At 58.8% G+C, this 13,248-nt stretch carries 8 protein-coding genes and 4 pseudogenes; 8 read left to right on the forward strand and 4 right to left on the reverse strand.

Features of this window, described 5'->3' with window-relative positions; translation table 11 throughout:
• Window positions 1-298 precede the first annotated feature (298 nt).
• A pseudogene (locus SO139_RS42940) lies at window positions 299-529 on the reverse strand (Ku protein); the annotation flags it as partial.
• Between the two features lie 237 nt (window positions 530-766).
• Window positions 767-1,276 (reverse strand): hypothetical protein, encoded by a 510-nt coding sequence (locus SO139_RS42945; RefSeq protein ID WP_498541931.1) that lies wholly within the window; start codon window positions 1,274-1,276, stop codon window positions 767-769.
• A 3,364-nt stretch (window positions 1,277-4,640) separates the two neighbouring features.
• Here SO139_RS42945 and SO139_RS42950 point away from each other — a divergent pair.
• The 8 genes and pseudogenes from SO139_RS42950 to SO139_RS42985 all read left to right on the forward strand — a co-directional run.
• Window positions 4,641-4,931 (forward strand): annotated as a pseudogene (locus tag SO139_RS42950) (recombinase family protein); the annotation flags it as partial.
• Window positions 4,932-5,031: 100 nt separating this feature from the next.
• Complete coding sequence (locus SO139_RS42955; RefSeq protein ID WP_498541933.1) at window positions 5,032-5,313, forward strand: hypothetical protein; 282 nt, start codon at window positions 5,032-5,034, stop codon at window positions 5,311-5,313.
• 102 nt (window positions 5,314-5,415) lie between these two features.
• Window positions 5,416-5,640 (forward strand): ribbon-helix-helix domain-containing protein, encoded by a 225-nt coding sequence (locus tag SO139_RS42960; RefSeq protein WP_474803282.1) that lies wholly within the window; start codon window positions 5,416-5,418, stop codon window positions 5,638-5,640.
• Between the two features lie 301 nt (window positions 5,641-5,941).
• Window positions 5,942-6,052 (forward strand): annotated as a pseudogene (locus tag SO139_RS42965) (methyltransferase family protein); the annotation flags it as partial.
• 82 nt (window positions 6,053-6,134) lie between these two features.
• Window positions 6,135-6,578 (forward strand): annotated as a pseudogene (locus SO139_RS42970) ((2Fe-2S)-binding protein); the annotation flags it as partial.
• A gap of 413 nt (window positions 6,579-6,991) precedes the next feature.
• A complete protein-coding gene (locus tag SO139_RS42975) occupies window positions 6,992-7,432 on the forward strand; it encodes a hypothetical protein (RefSeq protein ID WP_474803285.1) in 441 nt (146 codons plus the stop codon).
• Window positions 7,429-8,142: a molybdopterin cofactor-binding domain-containing protein gene (locus SO139_RS42980; protein ID WP_498541932.1), complete on the forward strand. Its 714-nt coding sequence runs from the start codon at window positions 7,429-7,431 to the stop codon at window positions 8,140-8,142. Before SO139_RS42975 ends, SO139_RS42980 begins: the two co-directional genes overlap by 4 nt.
• Window positions 8,143-9,083: 941 nt before the next feature.
• Complete coding sequence (locus SO139_RS42985; RefSeq protein WP_474803291.1) at window positions 9,084-10,526, forward strand: sulfatase family protein; 1,443 nt, start codon at window positions 9,084-9,086, stop codon at window positions 10,524-10,526.
• A gap of 334 nt (window positions 10,527-10,860) precedes the next feature.
• On the opposite strand, the gene SO139_RS42990 is transcribed toward SO139_RS42985, so the two are convergent.
• Window positions 10,861-11,823, reverse strand: coding sequence for an ABC transporter substrate-binding protein (locus tag SO139_RS42990; protein WP_474803294.1), 963 nt, complete (start codon window positions 11,821-11,823; stop codon window positions 10,861-10,863).
• A gap of 257 nt (window positions 11,824-12,080) precedes the next feature.
• On the reverse strand, window positions 12,081-13,067 hold the full coding sequence (locus SO139_RS42995; protein WP_474803297.1) for an ABC transporter substrate-binding protein: 987 nt from the start codon (window positions 13,065-13,067) through the stop codon (window positions 12,081-12,083).
• Window positions 13,068-13,248: the final 181 nt, after the last annotated feature.

Below are 13,248 nucleotides of genomic sequence, written 5' to 3' on the forward strand. Positions count from 1 at the left end.
GTTTGAAAAGTTCTTTTCGAATTATTGTAGGCGTTCGAGCACGCGTGCGACCTGCGTTTCGGTCCATGCGCTCTTGCTGCGCGCCGGTCGCAATGCGTTTTTCGGTAAGGCCAGTTGCAATGGCCTTCAGACTCGTTGCGCCCCGCCTGTAGCTCCGCAGTGACTGGCGCGATATCTGCTGCCCTTGCCGCCGCACGTTCACTTAGCGCTTCGATAGCGAGCTTGCGGGCCTTTGCGGTTGGCCTCACGCCGCGATCTCCACCGCCCGGATCGGGGCCGCGCGCTACCCGGATCGGGGGATGTCCTCATTGGACACCTCATCGCCGGTTTCTGCGTCGACCTTCAGGTATTTGATGCGGTGCCCTGTCTGCCGGTTGACTTGGTTGAACGAGATCTTCTCGCTTTCGGAAGTCGCGGGATAGAGCGCGACCGGACAGGTGACGAGGGACAGACGCAAGAAGCCTTTCCAATTGGCTCGAGCGGCCTTACGCGGAACTCCGGGTTGCTGCGGCTGGGATTCAAGACGAATAGGAAAGACTCGTTCCGACATGCAGCCGGTTCGCCTACCGAAATAAAGTTGAGTGGGTAGCTAGATCATACCGATCGGCCCAAGACGCCCACCTGTGAGAGCCTCGAGGTTTATGCGCAACCTAGAAGGAGGTCCCAATCGAGTGGTGCGCTATAGAGAGCCAGCTTGCCGCGGCTCCATTCAAACGGGCTGTAGCCGTCGCCGTGACGTGCCCGTGGCCCAAACTGTGCCCGCCCTTTAGTCGCCGTTGATGCCAGCGTCGGCAGCAAACGGAGATCCTGCTGACATCGCCGCGGCAACACCGGGCTCGGCGTGGCAAGGGCGATACATGGCTTGTAGCTGTTTGCCGCGCAGGAAGATCATTCTGCGGGTAAGACCGCCGCGATTTGCAATCCATCGCCGTACTTGGGACGGATACCCCGAATAGAGTATCTGGGTTGCTTCAGGATTAGTGACAATTCGGCCATCGCCCGCGAAATCAAAGGCGGCGTGAAACCCAAGCGTCGCGTTTGAGGTGACACAAATCTTATCCTGAGGGATTGCCGAGAGGAGGATGGTGCAGGCCGAAGCGCAAAGGCCATCAATCATCACCGTTTGGCCTGAAGCGCGGAGTGTGCTGTACCTGTCGACGTACGTCCCGATCCGCCCACCTGGGTCGTCCGCAATCCGAACCGCTGCATGGCCTGCCCCTACGCCTGCGAGCAAAAGCGCTGCCGTGAGCAGCGCAGACAGCGTCGGATTGGTCATACCTCACTCCTGCTAGCGGCAATATTTTCTCCTGCTAGCGGCAATACTTGCCCTGAGCGCTCCAGTGCGTATGTGCGCTCGGACACAGTTCATCCGGCTGAAGGCGCGCGCCATGAACGTACGTCCCGATCTGCCCACTTGAGTCGTCCGAGCAGATGAGGGGGAACTTAGGATCGATTTAATTATCGTTGTCGCTGGCTCGACCTGGGCCGAAAATAGATGGCGAGAGGGGAAGACCAGACGATCCTCTCTTCAGGCCACGTCGCGATGCGCCTGATTTCGGGGGGTCAAAACCACGAAACGAATTTGATGGCTAGGCGATGACTTGCAGTCCAACCGCCTGCGGTTTGCCGGTGCTACATGTTCGCAACCGCGACCCCAGAAAATCACTTCAGCGAAATGCGGGCATGTTTGTGCTTGGCGTGCTCGTCTACTGCGCAGATTTCCGGTGCAGCCAGCGTGCGATGACGAGCTTAGTAGTCGGCAAACGCCTAACCGTCAAAAACCAAACGCACTCGACCCGAGGTGATCGGGTAGGGCAACAGTAGCAAATGAAGCGCGATATTCTTTTACCGAATTTCGCCACTGCTAGTCTTATCGCGTCTGCCGCTGCTGGCTCGAAACTCTGGCTCTTAGCTGAGGCCCGCAGAAATCTATATGCGTTGAACCAACAGCGTCGTCCGAGATATCTCCAAAAGACACACGCCAAATGGTGTTCGGATAGCTGCCGGCGCATACCAAATGTGTCACATCAGATGCGTAACCGGCACAGCGTTTTAGGCACTGTTTCGCAAGCGCAGTTTGTCGATCATAGCAGTTCAGGCCAGTTCTTTTGTCTTCGTCGCGACCTGCATCATCCTCGACAAAGCACTCGCGCGACTGCGCATCTCGGGCTAACGAATCCACGCACTTAGCGGTCGTCTCGTCGATTTGTGCTTTGGTCGGATTCGTCAATGGGCACTGCGCCGGAATCTGAGATGGCACCACGTAAGCGCGCGCTGGCCGGCGAACGAGCACCGCGGTTCGGTGCTTGCGCGTAGGGCCCACGGACTCGCCGTACGTTCGAGAATCCTCGGGACAGGCGATAGGTATGCAACTGGTCCACAGCGGGCCTGTGGCCACGCACCGATTGCCGTCTCGCGCACAGCCGGTGGGGCAACAAGTTTGCGCGAACGCAGGCGTTATCAGCGCATATGCCAATATCAGGGTCGGCTTGAGATATCGCATGTTCCCGCACTAGCAACTGAGCCGGCGCTCGATCTTCTTTCGGCTCGCGCCAACCTTTGTGACCGTCTTCTTCACCTTTACCCTGCGGCTCCTTCTCGGCAACTAAGTGCCGCTTCATAGCGTCTCATGTAAGCTGAAGATCAGCAGCGACGCTTTCAGGAAGGAGCTGTAGGGATCATATCGGCCGGCGCTACTCGATTGAGAGTCCCCGATTTTTTCTTTTCATTCCAAAAAAAAGCCCTCGTCTCAGACGCCAGCTTGAGTAATTAGTGGCACCGGTGCTTTTTATGGATTTTGATTGCGCGCGTATGGCAGCAGGTGGGCTCGGTGCTTGGGAACATCGCTGTGGCCCCAGGAAAACTCCAAGTGACCTGCGACGTTGAGTGTGATCGTGAAAATTACGCAAAGTGTCGTACGAACGATGCGAGTTTTGATGGTCTTGTCGTCCGACTTCACCGGATCGCTCCTTAGTTGCGGAGCGACGCCACATGTTGGTGGCGTTCCAATGATTTTTCATTTGGTTGCCTCTCCTCGACGCGCGGTACCCCGCGTCAAAACATTAACTTTTTGGAAGAAAGGGCCCTGCCTTTCGGCCAGGGCAGGGAAAGACTGCTGAGCGCTATCTTTCCGGCCAAAACAAAGGCGGGTGCTGACAAAGCGCTGACGCACGAGCTTCCGGACGCTCTAGCCCAGCGCGTGTTCCTAACCTAATTCCGAAGGCTAACTTGTCAAGTTTCACTGTGTTAATGGGTCGCGCCACCTAACTAACGCGCACACCCCCCGAGAAGAAATCCTACACCCTCCGCCGTTCCGGGCTACCAAACGCCGCCGCGTAAAAAAACGGTCTCGGCCTTTGGGGTGAGCCGAGACCGTGGGAGGTATAACCACTCTGCCGGGGATCATGTCCGGCATGGCCGATCCTGCCGAGCCTCTGCCCCGGCGCGTTCACTTAAGTGAATGACAATCCGTGCGCGCGATTCAGGCGAATGAGGGCCGCATGATCCATCTTATCCTGAGTTGCATCTGCCCCGCCCACCAATCCAAGTGGTCCCGTGCCCGCGAGCAGGAACAAGCGCAATCGGTGGCGATTGTGCTCTGCAAAGGAGGAGCGCTGTGCCCATGCCCCACACGCCCCTGCCGCCCCAACTAACGGGCACAACAGTCGGGAATGAGCAGTTCAGGCGAGAGCTACGCGCGCTGGTCCACAGACACATCACGCCGTCAAGCAGCTTTATCGACTACTACTGCATGGCCGAGGATTTGGCGAAGAGGTGGAGCGTCTGGGACTAGAGATCAAGAAATTCTCGGACGAGGATGTTCTCACTTCAGCGCGAATGCTCCGGCATTGACGACCCACCTCACGCGCGCGACGCTCATCGCGCTAGGCGGCCATGCGGTCAGCGCCACACACTTCCTGACGGCACCGTCAGAAAGTTGACCCAGACTTCTAACGCGCGCACGGCTGCGAGAAATTCCTACACCCCTGTGCCGGGCGCTGCCTGGCCGTGGAGTCCCGACCCGCCGCGCCCGGCGACCGCGCGGTGTGCTGCAGCCGCGCTACTGATAACGCCTGCGCGGGCTGGTGGGTTTCTCGAAGACCGCCTCCGTTATAGGTGCCGGCCGCCGCATGGGGTGGACGAGACCAGGTGCGTAGGACTGCGGCAAATTCCGCGTGGGATGCGCGAAGTTGGGCAGCGCCAGAAGAAAAACCAGCGACAATCAATGCCGCCGAGGATGCGAGGGCGCGAAATCGCGCAGCATCAAATCCAGGTCCAGACTGCTTGCGAATGCGGCGTGTGCGTGCATGTATGTCGGCCGCCCCGGCTCGCGCGTCTGGCTGATTTTAAAAATTCCGCCCCGGGCCGACGTGATCGAGGGCGCGGCCCCGGGAACTAGCTGGGCACAAGCTCCCCGTCGTCTGCTGGGGCCGCGCTGCGGGCGGTGTGTCTCGCCCGCTGACCACGTAACGCGGGCCGCGCCGCTCTGGTTTCAGTCAGGTGCGCGGCATCATATTGCGGCCTTATACCGAAAACCCACCCGAAAATGCCGACTGATGCTCACGGATATCGTTCACGAATGTGCTCGGCGAAAGTCTGGCTTCGGGTATGATGCGGCGTCAAGTTTGGAGGCTGCAGTCATGGCAAAGCGAGTTGGCGTTTATCTCCGGGTCAGCACCGATGGCCAGACCACCGAGAACCAGCGCCGCGAGCTGAGGCGGTTGCCTGCCCGCTCAGGCTGGGAGATCGTCGATATCTATGAGGATGCCGGCATCTCTGGTCGTAATGGTCGGGAGAAACGCCCTGGCTTTGACAGGCTGCTCAAGGACGCCACATCGCGGCGTATCAACATGATCGCCGCCTGGTCCGTCGATCGGCTCGGCCGCAGTCTGCAGCACTTGGTCGGCTTCCTGAACGAATTACAGGCTCTCCACTGCAATCTATATCTGCATCAGCAGGCTATCGACACGACCACACCATCCGGTCGCCCACGTTCCAGAGGTGCGGCGTCTTCGCTGAGTTCGAGCGATCATGATCGTCGAGCGCGTCAATGCCGGGCTTACGAGGGCCAAGGCCGGCGGCATCAAGCTGGGCCGCGGCCACAAGAAGCCCGACAGCAAAGGCAAGGTCGAGCGGAGCGAGGACGAGAAGCGCTGGGGCATGAGCAGGCCCGAGCTGGAAAAGCGCATCCTGCGCCTCCACAAGGACGGCACGGGCATCCTGAAGATCGGTCGGGAGCTCGGCGTCGGCACGTCAGTCGTGCAGCGGGTGGTGAAGGAGCAGCCGCGCCCTTTCGAGGCAAGCGCCGCCTGAAGCGCGCCAAGTAGAGAGCACGCGACATCGAACCCCGCCCTCTGACGCGCGCGGCTTTGCTTTGATACATTGCGCGTCGGCCATCGAGCGCGAGAAATAGCCATGAAATCAGTCGGGAAACGATCCATCATCGTCGGCGGCCACAAGACCAGCGTCAGCCTGGAAGAGGCCTTCTGGAATGGCATGAAGGAGATCTCCAGCCGGCGCAGCATGACGCTGTCGGATCCGGTGGGTGAGATCGACCGTAACCGCCAGCACAATAACCTGTCGTCCGCGATACGCCTGTTCGTTCTCGACTACTTCAAGAACCGCGCCGAGCACAGCTAGTTCAATCATCGAAAAAGCGGTGGTGGTGCCGTTCGGCTTTACGAATGTGGCTGCGGCGAGCGGATTTGGGACGACTAACCGCCCAGCATCATGATAGCGGCGGTGAGACCCCGCCAGCGACAGCCAAGCCGATGAAAATGCGCTCGAAAAGATCCATCCGCGCGATCTCCACGGTTGGTCGCGATTTGCTGGGCGAGTATGATCATTTCCCAAATCGCCCCGGATGAGCTTTTTTGACTGGCTCCATTCGCTACAACATCTCGCCTGGCCGCCAAGATCGAGCATGTCGACCGGAGCCGCGGTGCTGATCGCGGTCCAGACGCAGGTGATCGCCCGCGAGGAGCGCTATCTCAAGGCGAAGTTCGGCGACGACTACCGCCGCTACAAGGCCGAGGTTCGCCGCTGGCTCTGACTATTCCGCAGCTGCCGCCTGCGGGGCCTTCTGATCGACAGGCGGGCAGGTGTCGTTGTTCGCAACTACAGGAGCATTCGCAATGCAGTTGACCGTCAACAGTAAGCGCTACGATCTGGACGTCGAACCGGAAATGCCGCTCCTTTGGGTGCTTCGAGACGAGCTGGGTATCTCGGGACCGAAGTATGGTTGCGGTGCGGGCCTTTGCGGTGCGTGCACCGTTCATATCGACGGTGCCGCGGTTCGCTCCTGCTCGATCAACGCTGGCGAGGTCCGCGGCAACATCATGACAATCGAGGGCCTGGGGACTCCGGCAAACCTGCATGTGGTTCAGCAGGCCTGGATCGAGCACCAGGTCGCGCAGTGCGGTTATTGTCAGTCCGGTCAAATGATGACTGCAGCGGCCCTGCTGTCCAAAACCCCCGATCCCTCGGACTCCGAAATCGCCGAAGCCATGGACGGAAATCTTTGTCGATGCGGGACTTACACGCGCATCCACAGCGCCGTCAAAACTGCCGCCCAGATGATGAAGGGAAATAACGTGGCTCGGCTCAAGACGATTGCAAGACGCACGTTCCTGATCGGCTCCGCTGCGATCGCCGGTGGCGTCGCCTTCGGCTATTACCGATTGCGCCAGGATCCTCCGAATCCGCTGCTCAAGGGTCTCAAGGCTGGGGAAGCCGCGATCACGCCCTACGTCCGCGTCGACGCAAAGGGCGTTACGCTCATCACTCCGCGCGCCGACAAGGGCCAAGGCGCGTATTCCATCCAGGCTCATCTGATTGCCGAAGAGCTTGACGTGGATCCGCACAAGGTTCGCATCGATCCTGGTCCACCAAGTCCGGCCTACTTCAACAGCCGGGTGATGGACGACAGCCTGCCGTTCTCTACGATCGACGATGGCATGATGGCGCGTGGGGCGCGGGGAGGGGCGAAGTGTTGAGCCGCGTTCTCGGTATGCAGATCACGGGGGGCTCGTCCACTGTACCCGACGGCTATCAAAAACTCCGCATGGCGGGCGCGGTCGCGCGCGAGACGTTGAAGGAGGCGGCGGCCAGAAGGTCGGGGGTGTCACGATCGCAATTGAAGACCAAGGACGGTCAGGTCATCTTGCCCGATGGCAAATCCCTCACATACGCGGAACTGGCCGCTGAGGCAGCGCAGCTTGCACCGGTGACCGATGTCACGCTCAGGCCGGAACAGGAGTGGCGCTACATCGGCAAGAAGATGCGCCGGATCGATATCGTCGCCAAGTCTACCGGTACGCAACAATACGGGATTGATATTCGTCCGGACCGGGTCGTGTACGCGACCGTCCGCGCCAACCCCGGTATGGGAGGCACGATCAAACGATACGATGCGCCAGCGCGGAGAAGATGAGAGGCGTCAAAAAAATCGTCCCCATCAAAGACGGCGTGGGCGTGATCGCTAACACCTGGAGAGCCTTTCAAGCTGCAGCCGCTATCAAGATCGAATGGAACGATCCTCCTTATCCGGCCGACTCGGCTGGAATGTGGAAGGTGCTGGAGAATTCATTCTCCAAAGACCAGCAGAACAGCCGGCTTCGCAATGACGGAGACGTCGACAAGGCGTTGGCCGGCTCGTCTAAGCCGATTGAGGCGGAGTATCGGACTCCATATCTGACCCACGCGCCGCTCGAGCCCATGAATGCGGTTGTGCTCTATACGAAGGAACGGCTCGACATCTGGACGGGAACGCAGATCCCGGTCTTCCTCCGTGGGCATGCGGCAAAGCTGACGAAACTGCCGGAAGAGAAGATCTACGTGCACGCTCAGCCGATCGGCGGCAGCTTCGGGGCACGACTCGACGACACCTATGCGTTGCAGGCGATCGAACTCGCGATGGCCATCGAAGATGTTCCAGTCAAGATGACCTGGAGCCGTGAAGAGAACATGGCGCACGACTATCCGCGTCCGATCCAGCTCTCGCGCGCCACGGGAACGGTTCGCGATGGCATGGTCGAGAGCATGAGCATCGATGTGGCCGGACAATCGATGGGAGCGTCCTGGTTCAACCGACTGCAGGCGCCCGTGCCTCCCGGCCCCGATGTATGGTCTCAACGATGCTAGAGTAGAATTGCGCTGATCCTCTTGGGATCCGACGTGAACGGACGGTGCGCTTACGGACTGCCGCCCGTTGATTTGGAGATTGAAATACTGAAATTGGAATACTTGAGCCCTTGTGTCCCGCCCTCGGACACATTCCAAAGTACGTTGGGCATGGTTGCTTTGACACACTACCCTCCGTCCAATGAATTGGAGGCGGGTCTCTTTCTAGTCACAACTGTTGTCGTGCGGGTTCGCTGAGGGCCGGTAACGACGTTTCGACACGGAAAAATGTTAATGCGGTGTGAGCGGCTTCACATCTGGTCAGGCCGTGTGGCCGCAGTGTGACCGCATGTTCTGTTTTCAATTTAGCCTTTCGAGGGGTTAGATTGCCATGAGGCCGAACACGCCGTCCAAATATGCCCTGGCGCATTGTTCGATAGGATGGCGCCGTAGCACTCTCATTATTGCGACGCTCTTCACGGCGTGGATGGCTTTGTTCGCAAGCGAAGCTCGCGCGCAATGCACGGCGCGAGACGTCCTGTCGAACCGACTGAGGTCCGAGAAGACTCCATTAACGAGCACGCCAAGAAGTCCCATCAGATCTGCCGCCGAAGCTTCGATGTGGAAGACAATCAAAGTCGGTACCTTTGCAGATCCCTTGGCCCTCACTAACGCGTTGCATGCAGCCGGTTGTGGGATCGGAGACGCGGCCGAGGCGCACGGCCATGCCAAGAACAGGCTCATACACCGCAGCATGTGAAGCGTCGCCACGTGCCTTTGCGGTCTCGAAATGATAGATTCATTCTGAATAGCAATTGTTGTTCGAACGTGAGGTCCTTGGCTCCAGTCTCCCCAAGAATGTGATCGGTCAGGCCTGCGAGCCAGACATGGTCAAGTTTAAAGGGGCTCGGGGCGACACGATATCAGCCGGGCCGAAAGTCCAAAGGATGGGAGGACAAGCGATGAGGACAAAATACACGCGACGAACAATTCTTCGGAGCGCTGCGTCCGGCGGCGTTACCTTGGCGTTGGGCACCTCCGCTTCTCTCGCTCAGCCCGAGCCGCAGAGGCCAAACATCGTATTCATCGTCGCCGACGACATGGGTTACGCGGATATTTCATGCAACGGTCGACGCGACTTCATGACGCCGAACATCGATCGCATTGCCATGCAGGGTGCGCGTTTTTCCCAAGCGTACGCCAACTCGCCGGTTTGCACGGCATCGCGCGTTGCTATCATAACAGGCCGGTACCAAGCCAGATTGCCGGTTGGAATGGAAGAGCCGATTACGCGAGTCACAAAACCAGGCATTGGCGTGCCGCCAGAGCATCCGACTTTGCCGTCGCTTCTGAAGAAGGTCGGTTACGGCACGACGCTGGTCGGCAAGTGGCACCTCGGCAACCTGCCTGAATTTAGTCCTTTGAGGAGCGGCTATGACCATTTTTACGGCTATAGAAGCGGCGCGGTTGACTATTTCCTCCACGTCGACACGGAGGGTAAGCCGGATCTTTGGGACGAAGACCAACCAGTATCTCAAACCGGCTATATGACTACCCTTCTTGGCGATCGGGCGGTGAAGATCATTGAAGATTATGCACGTGCGGACCAGCGGTTTCTCCTTAGTCTTCATTTCAGCGCCCCCCACTGGCCTTGGGAAGGTCCGGAGGACCAAGCCGAGGCCGAGCGTCTTGGAGGACGCAATCTGTTCCACCTTGACGGCGGTTCGAGCGAGACGTATCGGCGGATGATACTTGCACTCGACGATCAGGTTGGACGCGTCTTGAAGGCGCTAGACGACCACGACCTGGCCAGCAACACGATCGTGATTTTTACCAGCGACAATGGCGGCGAACGCTTTTCCGACACTTGGCCCTTCAGTGGGCGTAAGACGGAGCTTTTGGAGGGTGGTCTGCGCATTCCTGCCCTCGTCTCCTGGCCCGCGCGCATCCCCGCGGGCCTCGTTAGCCAGCAGGTGACCGCGAATATGGACTGGCTTCCAACGCTGCTTGCCGCAGCCGGCGCGGCACAAGATCCGGCCTATCCATCGGACGGGATGAATCTGCTGCCACAGCTTTCGGAGGGCGCGCCTCCGGTGGAGCGGCGGTTGTTTTGGCGCTACAAGGCGCTCTGGCAGCGTGCCGCGCGCATCGGGGACTGGAAATATCTAAAGATTCTCGACAATACATTTCTGTTCAACGTTGCCGACGATCCGATGGAGCGCGCTAATCTGAAAGAGCGGCGCAAGGATATCTACGATCGTCTCGTCGCCGAATGGAACAAGTGGAATGCGACCATGCTGCCAGAAACCGCCACGAGTTTCACCTATAACAATACGGGCAAACAATGGGTCGATCGACCGGGCGCAAAACCAGTGACACTCGACCCGGATCCAGCGCTCGATTGAGCCCGCACCTTCGAATGAAGGCCGGCCTTCCAATCGCTCTAGCCGCTGATCGATTTTCACCGCGCAACAAGCCGAAGGTGATCGGTTGGCGGCCCTGTTCAGCCGCCTTAAGGTCGGCGAATCCAAAAACTGCTGCTGCGCTTGATGCCCTTGGGCCCGCCGCACGGCGGGACCTTGGAGCGAATCCAGGGCCTGTGCATTTGAGAAAGACGCAGCGAGTGTCCTGTTGTTCGAAAACGGCAGTGCAGATGGGCGAGCACCAATGACCGATCTGCTGCCCATAGCCGGACATGGTACGTTCAACCGTTGTTCGGCTCTGGGCCATCAGAAGGCCTCAGTCGATAATTTCGGCTCCCACAAGGAGAGACGGTGGGATCGTGATGCCAAGCGCTTTGGCCGTCCTCATATTGATGGTTAAGTCGAAATGCGTGGGACCTTGGAAGGGTAACTCGCCCGCGCGCGCGCCATTGAACAAGCGCTCTACATAGCTCGCTGCCTGCTGGCTAAGTTCTCTAAGACTTGGACCATAGCCAATCAGCAGACCTTGCTGTGCGCTCTCGCGAAAGCCTCCAATGGTCGGTAATCCGGCTCTCGCCGAAAGCGCGGCGAGTGCTTCGCTGTCGCGAAATAGCTCCGGGGTAGGCACGATCACGAGGGCTTCCACGCCATGCGCGCGCATCGTATCAAACGAGGCTGCGTACTCATTCGGGCTTTCGACCCAGATTTCGACCAACTCAAGTCCGATCTCGGCAGCGGCCTTGTGCAAGAGCGGTAACCCCCCTTCCACGAGCTTGCGATGGTTTGACATCACTGCAATGCGATGCACCGACGGCAGGGCCTCATGAAGCTGGGACAGACGCTTGATCTCGAGTTCCGAGGCGATAAGGCAAACACCCGTGATATTGCCGCCGGGGTGCGCCCAGCTCTCGGCCACGCCGGCGCCGACTGGGTCTTGACCCATTGGTGCGGCGACAATCGGAATTGTGCTCGTCGCTTCGCGAGCGGCATGGAGCGCCCAATCGGACGTGGCGACGATGACATCGGGCTTATCGCCAACCAGCGCCTGCGCGAGTGCCGGCATTTGCTCCTCCGTACCCAGACGAACATCAAGGACTAAGTTACGACCTTCGACGAAGCCGTGGGTCGCCAAGTAGGGCAGTATGATAGAACCGACAGCGCCACCGCCAGCGGACCCCGGGTGCGTGAGCACACCCAAGTGCCAAACCCGTTCTGTGGCTTCCGAATATCCCGGCGAAAGCAAGGCCAGCACCGCGCAAATGAGCACTGCCCGCCTCATGCGAAATCTCCCCTGTGGCTCTGCCGCAATGAACTCGCGTCGTCTCATGTCCCCCGCCCCTGCGCCAAGCCTAGCAATAACCGATCGCTAGTTTCAAACTAGCACATTGGAAACCGGCTGGATAACGAGGGACAGGGTCGGTTTTCGGAAGCGCTGGCCCCTCGCCGACGACGACCGCTCAGAGTCAAAATGCGAAGAATTCAGTGTGAGCAAATCTGGTCCGCTATATCCCAACCAGACCTCGACGAGGCGCGCGGTCATTCGGGTAATGGGGGACTCATGCATCGCAGCAAAAGGGACGCTATTCGATCACCCCGTCGGCACGGGCCAGCAGCGTCGCGGGAAGTCCGATGCCAAGCTCCTTCGCGGTCTTGAGGTTGATGAAACAATTCAAACTTTGTCGGCTGCTCGACCGGCAGGTCGGCTGGCGTGACACCCTTGAGGATTTTATCCACGTACTCGCCGCTTAACCGGAAGAAGTCGGTGATGTCGGCTCCATAGGACATCAGGCCACCCAATTGCACAAACTCCTTGCCCATTGCGATTAGCGGCAGCCGGAGCTTTGCGGCGAAGTCGACAATGCGTTTTCGCTCGGCGAAAAGCATCGGGCTGGGAAATACCATAAGGGCATCAGCTCTCTCATCGGCGATCGCGGAGAACGCCTTATCCAATTCGTCAGGATCCCGCGCACCAACAAAACGAACCTGCAAGTCTAAGGTCTGAGCTGCCCCTTCGGCCTCACTCATCATATCGTTCATCGTGCGCGTGCCATATGCACCGGGATGCCAGAGGGCCGCTACTATGATAACTGTGGCAAGCGCTTCCTTGAGCAGAGCCAAACGCTTAGGGACGAGCTGTGCAACAAGCCCATCACCAACGGGATCCATCACGGGAAAAACAATCGGGATTGTTGTGGTCGCTTGCTGTACGGCACGACCAGCTACCGAGTTTGAAGCCATGATGACGTCGAGATTGAGACTAACAAGTTCGTTGGCCAACGCCGGAAACCGCTCGATCTTCGAGTTCGCCGCTCTGACCTCCACAATTACGTTCTGACCCTCGATGTAGCCGTGTTCGCGTAAGCCTTGGTAAAAAGCGTTGAGAATTGTGCGCGTCTCGGGAGATTCAAGCGACGGCGTGACCAGGAAACCTATCCGCGCGACCTTCCTTGGCTGCTGTGCTTTCGCCGCAATCGAGCATGTCGCAGCGCCCGCAAATGCCGCGATGAAATCACGTCGGCGCATATCCCCGTCCTAGCTTAGACAATAGCGTGCGAAAATTTAGCATATTGGAACCAGTCAGTATGTGTTTTGGCGAAGCCGCAAGGCGTTATGCGTACACAGTCTAGCACTACTTTGGCAGATTGTCGGTTTTGCCGTGCTTTATAGGATTCCCGAATCAATTTTTCAATGATTCATGGGTGGT

Source organism: Bradyrhizobium sp. UFLA05-89 (assembly GCF_059803475.1).